This window comes from Parasedimentitalea psychrophila, assembly GCF_030285785.1.
GTDB lineage: Bacteria > Pseudomonadota > Alphaproteobacteria > Rhodobacterales > Rhodobacteraceae > Parasedimentitalea > Parasedimentitalea psychrophila.
On record NZ_CP127247.1, the window covers coordinates 2,374,435 to 2,391,179 of the forward strand.

Annotated in this window: 12 protein-coding genes, 1 tRNA gene and 1 pseudogene; 9 read left to right on the forward strand and 5 right to left on the reverse strand. The window is 56.4% G+C overall.

What is annotated here, in order from left to right:
- The first annotated feature begins 1 nt into the window (after position 1).
- From QPJ95_RS11535 to QPJ95_RS11545, 3 genes are all read left to right on the forward strand, one after another.
- The gene (locus tag QPJ95_RS11535; protein ID WP_270919484.1) at positions 2 to 1,888 is read left to right on the forward strand and encodes an AMP-dependent synthetase/ligase; all 1,887 of its coding nucleotides are present in this window, start codon (positions 2 to 4) and stop codon (positions 1,886 to 1,888) included.
- Positions 1,889 to 1,934: 46 nt separating this feature from the next.
- On the forward strand, positions 1,935 to 3,095 hold the full coding sequence (locus tag QPJ95_RS11540; RefSeq protein ID WP_270919485.1) for an ABC transporter substrate-binding protein: 1,161 nt from the start codon (positions 1,935 to 1,937) through the stop codon (positions 3,093 to 3,095).
- Between the two features lie 317 nt (positions 3,096 to 3,412).
- Positions 3,413 to 5,077, forward strand: coding sequence for a transcriptional regulator (locus QPJ95_RS11545; RefSeq protein ID WP_270919486.1), 1,665 nt, complete (start codon positions 3,413 to 3,415; stop codon positions 5,075 to 5,077).
- A gap of 102 nt (positions 5,078 to 5,179) precedes the next feature.
- On the opposite strand, the gene ctaD is transcribed toward QPJ95_RS11545, so the two are convergent.
- On the reverse strand, positions 5,180 to 6,853 hold the full coding sequence (gene ctaD, locus QPJ95_RS11550) for a cytochrome c oxidase subunit I (RefSeq protein ID WP_270919487.1): 1,674 nt from the start codon (positions 6,851 to 6,853) through the stop codon (positions 5,180 to 5,182).
- Between the two features lie 299 nt (positions 6,854 to 7,152).
- On the opposite strand from ctaD, the gene QPJ95_RS11555 reads away from it, so the two are divergent.
- Together QPJ95_RS11555 and QPJ95_RS11560 are read left to right on the forward strand one after the other, a co-directional pair.
- The gene (locus QPJ95_RS11555; protein ID WP_270919488.1) at positions 7,153 to 7,584 is read left to right on the forward strand and encodes an HIT family protein; all 432 of its coding nucleotides are present in this window, start codon (positions 7,153 to 7,155) and stop codon (positions 7,582 to 7,584) included.
- A 558-nt stretch (positions 7,585 to 8,142) separates the two neighbouring features.
- Positions 8,143 to 9,594: an alpha/beta fold hydrolase gene (locus tag QPJ95_RS11560; protein ID WP_286018269.1), complete on the forward strand. Its 1,452-nt coding sequence runs from the start codon at positions 8,143 to 8,145 to the stop codon at positions 9,592 to 9,594.
- 21 nt (positions 9,595 to 9,615) lie between these two features.
- On the opposite strand, the gene lipB is transcribed toward QPJ95_RS11560, so the two are convergent.
- Complete coding sequence (lipB, locus tag QPJ95_RS11565) at positions 9,616 to 10,269, reverse strand: lipoyl(octanoyl) transferase LipB (protein ID WP_286018270.1); 654 nt, start codon at positions 10,267 to 10,269, stop codon at positions 9,616 to 9,618.
- Between the two features lie 360 nt (positions 10,270 to 10,629).
- On the opposite strand from lipB, the gene QPJ95_RS11570 reads away from it, so the two are divergent.
- Positions 10,630 to 10,715, forward strand: a tRNA-Leu gene (locus QPJ95_RS11570).
- A gap of 92 nt (positions 10,716 to 10,807) precedes the next feature.
- Positions 10,808 to 11,482 carry a hypothetical protein gene (locus QPJ95_RS11575; protein ID WP_286018271.1) on the forward strand — a complete coding sequence of 225 codons (675 nt, stop codon included), beginning with the start codon at positions 10,808 to 10,810 and terminating at the stop codon, positions 11,480 to 11,482.
- Here the strand turns inward: QPJ95_RS11575 and QPJ95_RS11580 are convergent.
- Positions 11,400 to 12,529 (reverse strand): IS3 family transposase gene (locus QPJ95_RS11580; RefSeq protein WP_390922490.1). Its coding sequence is split into 2 segments (ribosomal slippage): positions 11,400 to 12,286 and positions 12,286 to 12,529, totalling 1,131 coding nucleotides; the frame shifts between segments, so codons are not numbered across the junction. The genes QPJ95_RS11575 and QPJ95_RS11580 overlap by 83 nt on opposite strands.
- Before the next feature lie 103 nt (positions 12,530 to 12,632).
- Between QPJ95_RS11580 and QPJ95_RS11585 the strand changes: the two genes are divergently transcribed.
- Both QPJ95_RS11585 and QPJ95_RS11590 read left to right on the forward strand, forming a co-directional pair.
- Positions 12,633 to 12,917, forward strand: coding sequence for a hypothetical protein (locus QPJ95_RS11585; RefSeq protein WP_286018272.1), 285 nt, complete (start codon positions 12,633 to 12,635; stop codon positions 12,915 to 12,917).
- Between the two features lie 750 nt (positions 12,918 to 13,667).
- Positions 13,668 to 13,797 (forward strand): annotated as a pseudogene (locus tag QPJ95_RS11590) (IS5/IS1182 family transposase); the annotation flags it as partial.
- A gap of 143 nt (positions 13,798 to 13,940) precedes the next feature.
- On the opposite strand, the gene QPJ95_RS24190 reads toward QPJ95_RS11590, so the two are convergent.
- Together QPJ95_RS24190 and QPJ95_RS11595 are read right to left on the reverse strand one after the other, a co-directional pair.
- Entirely contained in the window at positions 13,941 to 14,144 is a 204-nt protein-coding gene (locus QPJ95_RS24190; protein WP_390923743.1) for a peptidoglycan-binding domain-containing protein, read from the reverse strand.
- A gap of 156 nt (positions 14,145 to 14,300) precedes the next feature.
- Positions 14,301 to 16,607 (reverse strand): caspase family protein, encoded by a 2,307-nt coding sequence (locus QPJ95_RS11595; RefSeq protein ID WP_286018273.1) that lies wholly within the window; start codon positions 16,605 to 16,607, stop codon positions 14,301 to 14,303.
- Between the last annotated feature and the right edge of the window lie 138 nt (positions 16,608 to 16,745).

The window sequence follows — 16,745 nt, forward strand, 5'->3', positions numbered from 1 at the left end:
GATGAACATGCAAACGGTTGAGCATCCGCAGGTCACCTTGAATGGTGTCTCTTACAACGCCACGCCGGGTCTGCGGCCGGTGCGGGTGGATGGCTGTGACACCATCGTCAAACTGTTTGCCGCGCGCTGCGCCGAACTGGGCACAAGGGTGGCGCACCGGGAAAAGGATATGGGCATCTGGAAGGCCTATTCCTGGGCCGCCTATTGGGCGCATGCAAAATGGCTGGGGCTGGGGCTGCGGGCGCTGGGCTTGCAGCGCGGCGAAGTGGTGTCTATCCTCAGCGAGGACCGCAAGGAATGGCTCTATGCGGATATGGGGATACAGGGCGTCGGCGGCATTGCCTCGGGGGTCTATACCACTGATTCCGCCGCGCAACTGGCCTATCTGCTGAACAACAGCGGCAGCCGGTTCCTGATTGTCGAAGATGACGAGCAACTGGACAAGTATCTGGAAATTCAGCATCAGGTGCCGACCTTGGAAACCGTGGTGATCCTTGAGCGGGACGGGCTGCACGATCTGCAGCATGCGCGCTGCATGTTCCTGGATGAGCTCTATGAGGCCGGTCGCAAATATGAGGCGGAAAATCCGCAGAGTTTTGAAGATGAGATCCTGAAATCCAAACCGGGTGACACCGCGCTGTTGATCTATACCTCGGGCACCACAGGCCAGCCCAAGGGCGCGATGCTGAGCCATGAAAATATTCTGGGCACGATGGAATCCGGTGCCCGGGCTCTGGCAACGACGGCCGACGACGAACAGCTGTGCTTTTTGCCGCTGTGCCATGTTCTGGAACGCAATGTGTCGGTCTATCTGCCACTGGCGGCGCGCAGCACGGTGAATTTTTCCGAAAGCCCGGAAACCGTGTTCGACAATATGCGCGAGGTGTCCCCATCGACGTTCTTTGCGGTGCCGCGGGTTTGGGAGAAGATCTATTCCAAGGTGCTGGTGATGGCCCAAGAGGCCACGCCGCTGGGGCGCTGGGCCTTTGCGCGGGCATTAGGTGCGGGGGCGGCGCGCAGCGATTACCTGATGCAGCAGCGACCGGTTCCCGCCCTGGTGGCGCTGCGTTACGCGCTGTGGGATGTCGCGGTGCTGCGCAATCTGCGGCGGATGCTGGGGATGGACCGAATGCGGCGGGGCGGCACGGGTGCGGCGCCGATCTCGCCGGAATTGCTGAAATGGTACTGGTCGATTGGGCTGCGACTGCTGGAGGGCTACGGCATGACCGAAAACGCCGGCCTCACCGCGGCCAATTTAGTCGAGGCTAACCGGGTTGGCACCGTTGGCCTGCCGGTGCCCGGTGTCACAGTGCGGATCGCAGACGACGGCGAAATCCAGACCCATGGGCTGAATAATTTTCAGGGCTACTGGCGCAACCCTGACAAAACCGCCGAGACCATAACCCGCGATGGCTGGCTGCGCACCGGCGATGTCGGGCAGCTGGACGACGACGGTTATCTGACCATCACCGGCCGGATCAAGGACATCATCATCACCGCAGGCGGCAAGAATATCACTCCGGTGGAAATCGAGAGCAGGCTGAAGTTCAGCCCCTATATCTCGGACGCGGTGGTGATTGGCGATCGGCGCAAATACCTGACATGCCTGATTATGATTGATCAGGAAAATGTGGAAAAATTCGCCCAGGATCATAAGATACCGTTTAGCGACTTTGCCTCGCTCTGCGCGGCTGCACAGGTGGTGGACCTGATCGGGGCTGAGGTGGCGGTGGTGAACAGCGCATGTGCCCGGGTCGAGCAGATCAAGCAATTCCGCCTGATAAACCTGCTGCTGACAGCCGAGGACGACGAGTTGACCGCCACCATGAAGCTAAAGCGCGACCTGATGGTGAAAAAGCATAAGGCATTGATAGACCAGATGTATTGAGATGCGGATCATTCGCATGACGACGATATCACCGGGAGGGTTTTGAATGACTAAAATGACATCCATATTGGCCGCAGCAGCATTGGCTGTTGGCGGCGGCCTGGCGGCCCAGGCCCAGACCCAGGGGGTCAGTGACACCGAGGTGGTGATCGGCTCGGTCAACGATCTGAGCGGGGTTTTTGCTGCCGTCGGCGTGCCGGCCGTCAATGGCGCCAATCTGCGGTTTGCCCAGGTCAACGCCGCAGGCGGCGTGCATGGCCGCCAGATCCGCTTTGTGGTCGAAGACAACGGCTATCAGATCCCCCGTGCGATGCAGGGCTATAACAAACTGCTGAACCGCGACAAGGTCTTTGCCATGCTGCTGTCGCTGGGCACCCCGATGAATACCGCCGGCTTTAAACTGCTGGACCCAAAGGGGATCCCCAATATCAGCCCGCTTTCGGCCTCGGTGCAGATGCTGCAAGAACCCATCAGCAATAAATTCACCGGATTCTCAAGCTATTGGGATCAGGTGCAGGCCGGGGTCCGGTATCTGGCCGCCGAGTTTGATGCAAAAGAGATCTGCTCGATGTATATCCCGTCGGATTTTGGCAAGGAGATCTCCGACAGCACCAAGGACATCAGCGCCACCCTGGGGTTGAGCTTTGCGGCTGAGACAACCCATAAACCGGACGAGCTGGATTTTGTTGGCTCACTGACCAAGCTCAAGGCGGCGGGCTGTGATGTTGTCACGCTGGCATTGGGCGTGCGTCAGGGCATTACCGTGGCCGGGACCGCAAAGAAGCTGGGCTGGAGCGATGTCAAGTTCCTAAACAGTTCGGCAGGGTTTCTGGGGGTGGTTGCTGCGGTGCCGGGAGGTGTGACCGAAGGGCTTTATGCCTCGGCGGGCTGGGTGGATCTGGCGGCCCGCGCCGACGACGCGGTGGCGGCTAAGTTCATCGCCGACTACGCCGCTGAATTTGGCAAGCCAGCCAGTGGCTTTGCCATGCTTGGCTATACCGCCGCCGACACATTGGTCCGGGCCCTTGATGCGGCGGGCCCGGATCTGACCCATGATGCCTTTCTTGGTGGCATGGAAAGCCTGAGCTATTTTGATGCGCTCACCGACACTCAGATTACCTATGCGGCAGACGATCACCGCGGTGCCGATGACATCGTGATTTCGGTTGTTGAGAATGGCGGCTGGAGAGAGTTGAGCCGCCAATAGCGGCCTGTTGCGGTCCATTGCAAAGATCGGGTCTGGCGGCCCGACCTTTGCTCGCGCATTGCCTGAAACCTACTATAGAATGAATGGCAAGGCATCCCTATGGTTGTGTCGCACATAAAATCCACATGTTTTTTTTCCAACGTGACCATATAAGCTAAGGCGTTGAAATTTGACGACAACACACGTCAAAGGAGAATGGGGAGCCGCTTTGTGTGCGTTATACGTATTGATTTTTTTATGAGTTTCTTATTTACTAATAAATAATACATCTTTTTACCTACTTTTTCTTTGTATCCCGTTGTTTGGGGAGTGTTTTAATGACTACGCTACTGAAAGTTAGCCATTTTGGCGCCTTTGGCGTCTATGTCGCCAGTGGGGGGAATATACCTCTAGGCGCCAAACACCAGGCCCTGATGGCCCTGTTGTCAAAAGCCGACGGGGGCATTCGAACCCGGGCTTTTTTGGAAAACACCTTGTGGAACCTAGCTCAACCTGAGCAGGCAAAAGCCAGCCTGCGGACGGCGCTCAGCACCCTGCGGCGCCATTTAGGCCGCGAGGCCTCGCAATTGCTGACTGCCAACCGGGAACGTGTGGTGTTGGATCTGGACCGGGTCGAAATACTGGGCGGCCAAGAGAACGGTGAATTCATGGAGGGCTTTGAGCTCCCACATGAGGTGCTGTTTCGCGAATGGCTGATGCAGGAGCGGCAGGGCAACAGCTTTGACATGCCGCGTCGGCGGGCGCAAATTGGTGGCGGCCGAGACTATCGACGGGCGGTGCTGGACGATCTGCTGCCCCGCATTGCCGTGCTGCCCTTTGTCTACCGCGCCCCCAGCCATGGCACCACGCCACTGGGCTCCATGTTGTCGGAAGAACTGGTGCGGCATCTGTCCCGGAGCCAGGCGTTTTCGGTGACCTCTTACCTTGCTTCGCGTCAGTTTGATCCGCTGTCGGTTCGCCCGACCGAGGTCGCCTCGATTGCTGGCATCACCTATCTGGTTTCGGGACTGGTCTATGTGACGGGGCAGGAATTCCGTCTCAAAGTGGATTTGCAGGATGCCCGCCGCGAGCGTGTCCTGTGGTCGCGTGAATACAGCGGTTCGTTGGCAGAGCTGATGGTCGGAGACTGCGATGCCCTGCAGGATGTGTCGCAGCAGATTAGTCAAACGGCGGTTGGCGAAGCTAGTCGCCAGGTGAAGTTCAAACCGCTGGCAAACCTGGATAGTCATACGTTGCTGATGGCGGCGATTTCGCTGATTCAGGATATGCGGCCGGATCAGTTCAACGCCGCCCAGGATTTGCTGGGGGTGCTGCTGCAACGGGAACCCGGTCATCCGTTGGCGCTGACCTGGATGGGGTTCTGGCATGTGATGCGGGTGCAAAAGGGCCTGTCGCACGACCGCCAGATGGACACTCAGCTGGCAACCCATCTGGCCGCCAGCGCATTGAATGTCGATCCGTCATTTTCGCTGGCACATACATTGAAAGGGATGATCTCGAGCCATCTTCTGTTCCGCTTTGATCTGGCCCAAACCTCTTACGATCTGGCGCTAAAGGACAACCCGAACGAAGCCCTGGCGCTGCTGCTGATGGGCGCCATGCGGGCGTTTCAGAATGCGCCGGATGAAGCGGTGGAATTCACCGATGCGGCCCGGCGGCTGGCACCACTGGGGCCGCAGCGCTATTTCTTCGATTCTGTATCGGCAACCGCACAGCTGTCCGCCGGTCACTTTGCACGGGCGCTGGCGCTGGCCGACCGGTCGCTGATGGCAAACCGGGCCTATCCTTCCACATTGCGAACCAAGGCAATTGCGCTGGAGCTATCGGGGCGCGGCGAGGAAGCCCGACAGGTGGTGCAGGACCTGCTGCTGGTGTCACCGGATTTCACCCTAAGCCGCTACCTCAGCGAGCACCCGGCGGCCATCACCTTGCGCGGACGTGGCTGGACCCGCGCCCTGCGGGCGGCAGGGGTGCCAGAGTGATCTGATCTCACCCGGCACGGCAGGCAGGCAGGCAGGCAGGCAGGCAAAAAAAAGGCCCCGAAGCTGCTGCTCCGGGGCCTATTGGTTTTCTGCGACCGCGCTTTAGTGCGCCGGAGCTTTGTCCCAGTCTTCCTGCTTTGGCAGGATTTCAAAGGTGTGCTCTGGTGGAGGCGACGACAGGGTCCACTCCAGGGTGTCGGCGTATTCGTTCCAGTAGTTGTTCTGGGTAATCCGGGCGCCACGCAGCAGAGCGTAGATCACGATACCAAAGAACAGCAGGAACGAGGCAAACGACAGGAACGCACCCAACGACGATACATAGTTCCAGTAGGCAAAGGCCTCAGGATAGTCGATGTAACGACGCGGCATGCCCTGACGACCCAGGAAATGCTGTGGGAAGAAGGTCACGTTGGCGCCGACGAAGAACATCCAGAAGTGCAGATGCGCGAATTTCTCGGAGTACTGACGACCGGTCATCTTGCCGAAGTAGTAGTAAACCCCGGCAAAGATGGCGAACACTGCACCTAGGGACATCACATAGTGAAAGTGCGCTACGACATAATACGTATCATGATAAGCACGATCCACTGCAGCCTGCGACAGAACCACACCGGTCACACCACCAACGGTGAACAGGAACAGGAAGCCAAAGGCGAACATCATAGGCGCTTTGAACTCGATCGAGCCGCCCCACATGGTGGCGATCCAACTGAACACCTTGACGCCGGTTGGCACCGCGATGACCATGGTGGCCAGCATGAAATAGGCCTGTTGGTTCAGCGACATACCGACAGTGTACATATGGTGCGCCCAAACCACGAAGCCCAGAACACCAATTGCGATCAACGCCCAAACCATTGGCAGGTAGCCAAACACCGGCTTGCGAGAGAAGGTCGCGATGACGTGGCTGATGATACCAAAGCCAGGCAGGATCACGATGTAGACTTCGGGGTGACCAAAGAACCACAGGATGTGCTGATACAGGATCGGATCACCGCCACCGGCGGCATCAAAGAAGGTGAAGCCGAAATTGCGATCCATCAGCAGCATGGTGATGGCACCGGCCAGCACTGGCAGCGACAGCAGGATCAACCAGGCGGTGATGAAGATCGACCAGCTGAACAGTGGCACCTTGAACAGGGTCATGCCGGGGGCACGCATGTTCAGGAAGGTGGTGATCATGTTGATCGCGCCCAGGATCGACGAGGCCCCCGAGACGTGCACGGCGAAGATCGCCAGATCGAGAGAAAATCCGCCTTCGTTGGTGGACAGCGGTGGGTACAGAACCCAACCAACGCCCGAGCCGAGCTGGTCGTTGCCGCCAGGGCTGAGCAGCGAGGCCACACCCAGCGATGTCCCGGCCACATAAAGCCAGAAGCTGAGGTTGTTCAGCCGTGGAAAGGCCATGTCAGGCGCGCCGATTTGCAGCGGCATGAAATAGTTGCCAAAACCACCAAACAGGGCGGGAATGACCACAAAGAACATCATCAGAACGCCGTGATAGGTGATCAACACGTTCCAGAGGTGCCCGTTCGGGGTGCATTCCAGGGTCGAGTCGGCGAACATACGTGCGCCTTCAAGACACATGTACTGAACGCCGGGTTCCATCAGTTCAAGCCGCATGTAGACGGTGAACGCGACAGAGATCAGACCGACAAGCGCCGAAACGACCAGGTAGAGAATGCCGATATCTTTATGGTTCGTACTCATGAACCAGCGGGTGAAAAATCCCCGCTCGTCAGCATGATCGTTACCATGAATGGCTGCGTCTGCCATTTGGTGCCTCCTGTTGTATGGCTAATGGCCCCGTGAGCGGACTCCGGGCACCTTGATTCATAGGGTTTTTAGAGTGGCAGAGCGGCGCCTTCAATGGTGGAGTTTGATCTGGATCAAGAAAAATTGACGCGCCCCCCCTAAGGGTCGCTTGAAAAAGCACTTTGAGACGCCAATGGTATGCCGGAAAAGCACTTTTAGCGCCTGTCGCCGCCTTGAAGCCGTTTGCATGGCGGCAGAGTGTGATACTGAAATGCCGAACGGGGCCGCCCTCGGGCCCCAGCCATGTAAGGAACGACCAGATGTATGATCCGGACAATATTTTTGGCAAGATTTTGCGCGATGAGATTCCTGCAACACGGGTCTATGAGGATGACGACACCCTGGCCTTTATGGATATCATGCCGCGCGCCGAAGGCCATGTGCTGGTCATTCCCAAAACCCCCTGCCGCAACATGCTGGATGCGACCGCCGAGCAGATCGCCGCGGTGATGAAGACGGTTCAGCTCCTGTCGCGGGCGCTGATGGTGGCCTTTGACGCGGATGGGATTACCCTGCAGCAGTTCAATGAGGCCGCCGGCGGCCAGGAGGTTTTCCATCTGCATTTTCACCTGCTCGCCCGTCACCAGGGCAGCCGCCTTGGGGCGCCGGGACAGCTGGGTGACCAGGTCGAAATCCAGCAAAACGCAGAAAAAATCCGAGCCGCGTTGTCGGCGGTCCAAGGTGACGTGTGATGCATGTGAGGGCACCCTCTGTGGCTGAGTAAGTCCGTGGAGAGGATGTGCAATTTAAATACCAATTCCCCTTTTTTGGGTGACGTTAGGAAAGCCTGTAAGTAATGGAAGAGTAATTTGCCGAATGGCAATAAATGTTTGATTACTGGCTGCGAGCGGTTATGGTTTTGGTCGATGTTGTTTTTGTAAGATGTTGTTGCCGTAGAAAAGTTTGGCGCGCGTTTGGTTTATACAGTGAGGCCGATTTTATCTATATTGGGGAACGATGTGACCATTGCGCGGCAGATATGGGCTTTGTCTCAGGAACAGACGATCGCTGCCATCTATGAAACGGTGATTCGAGCTGAGTTATGTGATCGTTTCACCCGGCCTTCAGTCAATGAACTGGTTGGATCTTCTTCTTTTTTTGCGGCAGCGTCTCAGCTGTCGCCGAGTCTAACCGATCCGGATTTGAAGCCGCATTTTGTGCGCGCGGCCGAAATCCTGGAGCAGCTCTGGGTCAGGTCTGGCCGACCAGAGCCTGTTCAATTTTTTGAGGGTAGTGACAATTATTGGGTATTGTTAACTGCCTCTGGCAACCTGTGCCGGGCCAGTCGGGCGGCGCGAGCCACCTGGCGTGGCAGCGAAAATTGCGGCCCGGAGGATGGCGGGCTGGACGCTAGCGGGCTGGCGGGTCTTGGTCTAAATGGCCCGGCGCAGGCCCGGATCGCGCAAAGTCTGACCCAACTCAGGCAGCAGCAAAACCGGGAGATGGTCCCGGAAATCTTGCCGACCGCGGATTTGTCGCGCAAATTGATGTGCCGGACCGTGCAGTGCGGCGTCGGCTTGCAGGCCACCTATGGTTTGATGATTGAAGCTCTTGATTTTTGCTGGTCCAGCCGCGCGGAGGAAATGCTGTCGGCGACCTTTGCTCTGCACCGGCAGGAAATTCAGCTGCTGGCGGGGCTTCTGGGTGGTAAAGCTCTGAGTGATATGGCCAGCCCGACCCCTGGCGGAATTGCCAGTCTCAATGCGCAATTGCAGACCATCGTGGCCAAGTCCGGGGCACCAGGCCTTGCTGAAATGTTTCGGCTGTTCTGTTTTTTGATCGCCGAAGTCTCCTCGGACGTGAGGATCGCCAGGGGCGAGGTCGCCCCCGCCGAGGGCGAGATTGAAATTTCTGACAACAACATGCAGTTTTTCAAACTGGGCGCGGAAACCGGGCAGCCGGTCATTTTCCTGCATGGGCTGGTGGATGGGATCGCCGGGGTGCAGCGGCTTCAGTCTCAGTTTAGAACCGGTGGGTTCCGGGTCTATGCACCGCTGCGATGTGGATACGGTCAATCTGGCCCGGTGCCGCCGGTTGAATGCGGAATTGATGTGTTCATTGATCAGCTGGAATCCCTGATCGAGCGCGAGAACCTGCGACGGCCTATCCTGTTGGGGCATCGGGGGGGGGCTGCATTTACCCATATCGCCGCCCGCCGCCTGCGTGACAGGGTGGCCGGGGCTGTCATCGTCTCGGGGGTAACCCCGGTGCGGAAAATGAGAGAATTATCGGCGCTGCCAGGGTATTCTAGGATGATTGTGTCGGCTGCGGCTTATGGCCCGGGACTGATGCCGTTGGCGGTCAAGCTCTGGGCGCGATCCGTTCGCCGGAATGGGCCGATGACCCTGTTGAGACAGAAATCGCGGCCTGCCGCCAAACGGGCGGATTGCCACAGTGATCCCCAGTTGGCGGCGCTTTTGCAGGCCAGTCACGATCTGACTCTGCACCAGGGCGGAGCTGGTTTGATAGCAGATGCCCATTGGGTTGTGAGCGACTGGTGCCGTCACATTGACGGGCATTCAGCGCCGGTTGTCTATCTGCATGGCGACGATGATCAGGTGACGTCGGTTGAACGGCTGCAGCAGGCTATGGGCGGGCGCAAAAATGTGCAGGTGCGGCTTTGCCGGGACGGTGGCTCGATGCTGCTATACTCGCGCCCGGAACTGGTGCTTGCCGCGCTTGAAGAGCTGGCCGGGACTTAGGTCCGGGCTTGCCTGCTTTGGTCAGCGCGTCTCGAAGACCTGTTCAAAGCTGTGACGCAGGGCGAGGTCGAGGTCATCCATGCACACCGGCAGGCCCAGATCAATCAGGCTGGTCACCCCGTGCTCGGTAATGCCACAGGGCACAATGCCGTCGAAATGGCTCAGGTCAGGGTCCAGGTTGATCGAAATGCCGTGGAAACTGATCCATTTCCGCAACCGGATACCGATGGCGGCAATCTTGTCCTCGGGTTTGGCGCCAGCGGGCGTCAGAGGCTTGTCGTGCCGCTCCACCCAAACACCAACCCGGCCTTCGCGGATGTGCCCGGTCACGTTGAACTGGCTCAGCGCAAGGATCACCCAGTGCTCAAGCTGTTGCACAAAACGCCGGACGTCATGGCCGCGCTTGCCAACGTCAAGCATCACATAGACCACCCGTTGCCCCGGTCCATGATAGGTATACTGACCGCCGCGTTTGCTGGCGTGGACGGGAAAACGATCCGGGTCGGTTAAATCCGCAGGCTTGGCCGAGGTGCCGGCCGTATACAGCGGCGGATGTTCAACCAGCCAGATGCATTCACGGGCCTCGCCGGCCGCGATGGCGGCAACCCGGGCCTCCATAAAGTCGACCGCGGCTTCATAGCCCGTCAGCCCATCACTGGTAATCCATTCAACCATGTTCTGCCCGCATTTTTGCTTGTTCCTCGTGATAGGGGCATTCGGGCGATGGTTGCCAGTCTTTTTTGAGATGGTGGGGTAGGGAGATGGGGCAGGGAGATGGGGCAGGGTGGTGCGCTGCCAGCCGATAAAGGATTTGAGAGTCTTTCGAAGGCTCAGGACCAGACCCACACGCGACCAGAGCTCTTCCCGGCTTCAATTGTGTGCTGTCCACCCGGTTTTGAGGTCTTGTCGGCAAGCTGAGATGGCGGTTGAATTTGGCGGCGTCAGGGATCTGTGCAGAAACTGCAAAAGCGGGTGGTTTTTGACTTCACATCACCGCGCGGCTCGTCTATACGGCGCCCTACCAAGCCTGACAGTGCGGTCGTGGCGGAATGGTAGACGCGCAGCGTTGAGGTCGCTGTGGGGTAACACCCGTGGAAGTTCGAGTCTTCTCGACCGCACCAAACTAGCCCCTTGAAGGGGCTGTTTTTCAACAATAACATGACGTTAGCCCGCCTCCTGATACACAAGTTGGGACACTTTGGGGACATTAAGCATGGTTGTTGTTATGAAGCTCAAATACGTTGATGAATTGTCTGGGGGCCGTATGCGTTTCCGTCGCCGGTATCCTCAGTCGCTAGTTCAGACTCTGGGAGAGGCGGTTTTTCAGGTGGCCATGACGGCACGAGATGGAGCTGATCTCTTCACTGAGCACGCGAAGCTTCTCGCCGAATATGAGAAAATCGTCTCCAAGGCCCAACGCGCTGCAGCAGGACAGGGGCAACTTTCCCCCCTTGAACATTGGCGTGAAGCCGTGAAGGAGGCCGAAGGACTCGTGGCGGATGTCTCTGGTGCCCGGAATGAGGACGAAGCTCGCCAAGTGGTAGCTGATGAGCTTGAGCGCCGAGGTGCTGACCCTTTCCTTTATAGGGCTGTTGTTGAACCTGAGGCGAAAGAACCTCCGGTAACAATGCTTGATGCCAAGGAGATGTATCGTGTCGAGCGCATGGACGGTGCGAGCGGAAGAAATCAAAAGAATCGTTTAGAACGTATCTGCAGGCGCATGGAGGGTTCCTTAGGGCCTCTTAACAAGATCGCATTAGTGGACCTTGGACCTGTCCCGCTTTCGTTCCGCCCCTTGTGCTCATTTAGGCGGCGATCTTTTCAAAAGCCAAGGGACTTTTCCAGCCTAATGCCGAGTGTCTCCGGCGGGGATTATAGAACCCATTAATGTACTCGAAGATGGCGATCTCAGCAGCCCTGCGGGTTTGCCAAGAGTGCCGCCAGATCAATTCCGCTTTGATGGTTTTGAAGAAGGTTTCCATTGCGGCGTTATCATAGCAATTACCCTTGCCGCTCATGGATACCTTGAAGCCATACCGGCGCAGGATTTTCTGGTAATCCTGCGAGCAATATTGGCTGCCCCTATCAGAATGATGGATGCATCCTTTGGGCGGCCTGCGCAGGGTTATGGCCATGTTCAGCGCCCGTATGGCCAGATCGCGCTTCATCCGGTTGCTGACAGCCCAACCGACCACGCGCCTGGAGTACAGGTCCAGAACCACGGCCAGATAGAGCCAGCCCTCGCGGGTCCAGATGTAGCTGATATCAACAACCCATTTTTGATTGGGTCGATCTGCTGAGAAGTTCCGGTTCAGCAGGTTTGGCGTGATGTTGAACTTGTGATTGCTGTCCGTTGTGGCCTTGTACTTACGGGTTCTGACAACAGATATGCCGTTCTGGCGCATCAATCGGCCGACACGGCGGTGACCAATATCCAGACCAAGCTCTTTCAGTTCTTCGACCATTCTCGGTCGGCCGTAGCTCTGCAAACTCAGGCGGTGCTGCTCCCGGATGTGGGCCAACAGAACCATATCCCCACGTTGACGCTGGCAGGCAGGGCGTTTGCGCCAGGCTCGGTAGCCACGTGGGGTGACATCCACAATCCGGCAAAGTCGCTCTGTGGGAATGCTATTGCGGTGCTTTTCAACAAATGAAAACCTCATTTGCTTTGGTCCGCAAAGAAGATTGTTGCTTTTTTTAGCAGCTCCCTCTCCTCACGTAGAAGGCGGTTTTCCCGGCGAAGGCGCTCGTTCTCATTGGCCAGTTCCTGATCCTCTTTCGAAACAACGTCCGCGTCACGATAGGTTCTGATCCACTTGCACAGGGTGGACATACCAACCCCAAGATCGGAGGACACCTGTCGGCGGGTCAGCCCGCTGGTCAGTGCGATCCGCACTGCGTCGCGTTTGAATTCTTCGGATGGTCGTGGTGCCATGGTGTATCTCCTTTGGGGCAGAATATGCTCTCAAAGGGGCGGAACAATACCGTGACAGGTCCAGTTTGGGTCTATTCTTCCCTTTTGCATACATAAATGTCAGATGGATGAGAACATCCAAGCGGAACTCATTGGATTGCAGCTCAGGCAAAGTCGTCATGCCGCCAAGGGTCGCAATGCAATCATGAAAACGACATTTCGTAAGTGCTCTCCGGACGACTGGGTATTCTGCACCGTAATCTTTGAAGTAATGGCTCTGCTTGGGTGGAACGAAATTCTCCGGGTCAAAGTCTTCATCCAAAGAAACGATCGCAGAGTGGGCATCAGGCAGACCGCCTTTGCCTTTGATAAAATCAGAAATCGCTTGAAAAAAATCTTCTTCGTCTGACATCAGCATCTCGCTAGTAAATGTGGGAAACCGAGCTCATAGTCTTTTTCGCTAATCCACCGGTGATTGTTCAAGTTTTTTTGCTACCTGTCACATCCTAGAAGGATGAATGGCCTTTTCTTGCAAATGTTTAGCTTGACCCTGCATCTGTGCTTCATCGCTTGTAAAGCCGTTCGAGTCCATCGCTTGGTATCGTAAAAGTTGCAGTTCCCAAGAAAGATCTTCCCAATAAAAACAGTCAAGCTTCAACAAATGCTGCACTATGGACCGATTACTGCTTTGGCAAAGGGCGGATGAGCAAATTTATAGGCATGCCTTCAAATTTGTCTGGGCTGACGCGAAGATACTTGCCTTCTGCCCCCCCTTTATGGGACACAGAACGGACCCGCAATGGGACACAGAGGGGCGGCGCTTCTTGTTAATGTCGTTGGAAAACAAAGCGTTACAGGTGTGATGGTTGCGCTGGCAAGGCGTCTCGACCGCACCAACACCAAGACTTAAGGTCTTGTTTTTGTTCAACTCAATGAACAACTTTAGTTTTCGGCCCCACAACTGGCCCCACATTGTTTGGGCGCTAGAAATGCGCTTTTCGATCCATGATTCAATTTCTGAAATCTTGACGAGCGAGCGCGTGCTTGCCTTGTAAATTTCGATTTCGCCACGCTTCTCTGCTCGGTAGAGAATATCATGAGAGATGGAAAGCATCGGCCCCTCTCGGCAGCATCCTGCGGATGCGCCTGCCGGGCAGCGGATGCCCCTATGTTGCCCGATCTGCTCGATCAAATCCCGCCAGACCAAGAGATTGGCAGCTCGGAATGCCCATGCTGTTATTCCACCCCGTAAGAACGCCAAGCTCTGGAAGGCAGACTCGCCCGGGGCCAAGCGGTTGAAGTTCATGGGGGTGCAATTCCAGCCCCAGCGCTGGGAAAGGATCGAAGCGGTCGCCGTTCTTGTCGATGACATAACGCACCGCAAACGGGATGATCCGTGGGCGTGACATGGGGTTATTTGCTGGTGCCGGGATCAGCGCACCTTGGTTGCGTCGGCAAAAAATGATTGGAGCGCAGCCTGTGATGCTGGGCCAAAATTCCCATCGATGGGGCCATCCAGGTATCCAAGCTGCTTGAGGTGTGATTGCAATTTACGTGCATTACCCGAATTTTCGTAGAAATTTTCCAAATTCCTGGATGCGGATTGGTTGCCACCCGCTTTGGCCGCTAGGTACAATCGGGCGATCTCAAGCCTGTCAATATCGGCGAAAACGTCACTATGTTGGTATGTAAAGGCAAGGTTGTACTGACCGATTGCATGCCCTTGTTCTGCGGCTTTGCGATACCAAGCAACTGCTTCTCTGTCGCTTTGCGGAACGCCACGTCCCTCGCCCTACATGTTGTCAAGATTGCTCTGAGCGGTTGCATTCCCTTGTTCTGCGGCTTTGCGAAACCAAGCAACGGCTTCTATGTCGCTTTGCGGAACCCCACGTCCGTCTCGGTACATTTCGCCAAGATTGCTCTGACCGATTGCATTCTCTTGTTCTGCGGCTTTGCGAAACCAAGCAACTGCTTCTATGTCGCTTTGCGGAACGCCAAGTCCCATGAAGTACATGTAGCCAAGATTGGTCTGAGCGTCTGCATGCCCTTGTTCTGCGGCTTTGCGATACCAAGCAACTGCTTCTCTGTCGCTTTGCGGAACGCCACGTCCCTTTCGGTACATGTAGCCAAGATTGTTCTGAGCAACTACATGCCCCTGTTCTGCGGCTTTGCGATACCAAGCAACTGCTTCTATGTCGCTTTGCGGAACGCCACGTCCATTGTCGTACAATTCGCCCAGAATGTACTGAGCTTCTGCATCCCCTTGTTCTGCGGCTTTGCGATACCAGGTAGCTGCTTCTCTGTCGCTTTGCGGTACGCCACGTCCCAATCGGTACATCTGGCCAAGATTGTACTGAGCGTCTGCAATCCCTTGTTCTGCGGCTTTGCGATACCAGGCAGCTGCTTCCATGTAGCTTTGCGGAACGCCAAGTCCCATGAAGTACATGTAGCCAAGACTGTTCTGAGCCATTGTATGCCCTTGTTCTGCGGCTTTGCGATACCAGGTAGCTGCTTCTCTGTCGCTTTCCGGAACGCCACGTCCCTTTTGGTACATCTGGCCAAGACCGTACTGAGCTTCTGCATGCCCTTGTTCTGCGGCTTTGCGAAACCAGGTAGCTGCTTCTCTGTCGCTTTCCGGAACGCCAAGTCCATTTTGGTACATGTAGCCAAGCCGGTTCTGCGCGTATGCATACCCCTGTTCTGCGGCTTTGCGATACCATTGCATTGCCAACGCATAGTCTTGGGAAACGCCTTCGCCATCTTCGTATAAAATACCTAGATTGTTGTAACTGGCGAGATCGCCCTGGTTCGCGGCTATCAAATAGGCTGCATGTGCTGCCTCGTATTGTTCTTGTTTATCATAGGCTCGGCCTAATGATGCAGACAGTCGTGGGTGATCCGGGTATTCCTTCAGCGCCGCGCCACATGCACTTTCCGCCGCGGCACCGTTCAAATCAGCCCAATCCGGTCCTGTCCCAAACGCCAGACCCGCAGCAATATCCGGATGGCCGGGGAATAATCCAAGCCTATCGCACTGGCGCACGGCGGCGCTGCGTGACATGCGGGTTTGAAGATCCTCTAGCGGCGGTGCGCTAATTGGTTGCGGCGGTGCCAGCAGGTCAATCCGGGACTGGGCCAGGTTTGCGTAGATGTCACATGCGGCATACCTCTTTTTAAATGCCGCTAGAACACTGGCATCCTGGGCGTCCTTTACATCGGCCCAAACCGCACGGACGTCGGAGCAGCTGGTTGGTGGGGCGAGGCTAACATTACCGATGCAAGATCCGGACAGGCAGAATTTGCCATTGATCTGGTCGTAATAGGCCGGGTTCTGCTTGTGGTTGCGATCGCCTAGCGCAGCCCTGGCCGTCTCCAATTGTGTGTCGTTGATCGCGTCTTCCAGGTACATGCCAGCCTTTAGGCGGGGCAGGAAATACCGGGTGAATACTGATAGGGTTTGGCTGCTGTCATCGGTTCTCAGGCCATCCAGTGCCTGTTCGCCAGCACCGGCTGAGAAGATCAGGAATGCGCCCTGCGGTGCCACCTCTATTGACAAGCCACGGGTCATGCCGGCGCTCCTGGTGCCGCTTTTGCCAAAAATATTATTGCGGCAGGCGTCAATGATCGCCACCTGCACCGCAGCCCCAGCCTGGCGGATCTGGTCAACGATCCCGTTCACCCCATTTTGCAGCGGGATCGACATTGAGCGCATGCGCCCTTCTGTGCTTTGTAATGTAACATCGGTTGGCAGCAGGAAATTGGTTTTACCGTCAGACCAACCGTGGCCTGAGTACACAAAAACTGCGGTGTCCCCTGGCTGAATCTGCTCGAGGAAATCAGCCAGGGCAAATTCCATGCCGTTGCGATCAAGGTCCTTAAGGCTCGTTACCTGATAGCCCAGTTCAGCAAAGGTTTCGGCATAAGCTTCAGCATCGGCAATGGTATTGTCCAGCACAGTAATATTTTGATAGGCGGAGTTGCCAATCACCAGAGCATGCCGGTTCTCAGCCATCAGTGGGGCTGGAAGCGACATCAAACCCAGGAACGCCAATAGCATGATTTTCAAGGCAGCCGCTGCCTGCGAATAGTGTTTTGTCATTTACTTAGAGACCCGGCGCTGAAAAACGGCAAAGCTGCTGTGACCGTCAAAATAGGGGCGACTACTAATGCGGATATCACTGGCACTCCATAAAGGCTTATGCAGGCCCAACGCGGTGGCGAAATGCCAGAGAAATTC

Excerpts from the sequence above, each read along its gene's own strand:
- QPJ95_RS11595 (WP_286018273.1), bottom strand. The coding sequence starts at position 16,607 with ATGACAAAACACTATTCGCAGGCAGCGGCTGCCTTGAAAATCATGCTA.
- QPJ95_RS11585 (WP_286018272.1), top strand. The coding sequence starts at position 12,633 with ATGGATGAGAACATCCAAGCGGAACTCATTGGATTGCAGCTCAGGCAA.
- QPJ95_RS11555 (WP_270919488.1), top strand. The coding sequence starts at position 7,153 with ATGTATGATCCGGACAATATTTTTGGCAAGATTTTGCGCGATGAGATT.
- QPJ95_RS11540 (WP_270919485.1), top strand. The coding sequence starts at position 1,935 with ATGACTAAAATGACATCCATATTGGCCGCAGCAGCATTGGCTGTTGGC.
- lipB (WP_286018270.1), bottom strand. The coding sequence starts at position 10,269 with ATGGTTGAATGGATTACCAGTGATGGGCTGACGGGCTATGAAGCCGCG.
- QPJ95_RS11575 (WP_286018271.1), top strand. The coding sequence starts at position 10,808 with ATGGTTGTTGTTATGAAGCTCAAATACGTTGATGAATTGTCTGGGGGC.
- ctaD (WP_270919487.1), bottom strand. The coding sequence starts at position 6,853 with ATGGCAGACGCAGCCATTCATGGTAACGATCATGCTGACGAGCGGGGA.
- QPJ95_RS11535 (WP_270919484.1), top strand. The coding sequence starts at position 2 with ATGAACATGCAAACGGTTGAGCATCCGCAGGTCACCTTGAATGGTGTC.
- QPJ95_RS11545 (WP_270919486.1), top strand. The coding sequence starts at position 3,413 with ATGACTACGCTACTGAAAGTTAGCCATTTTGGCGCCTTTGGCGTCTAT.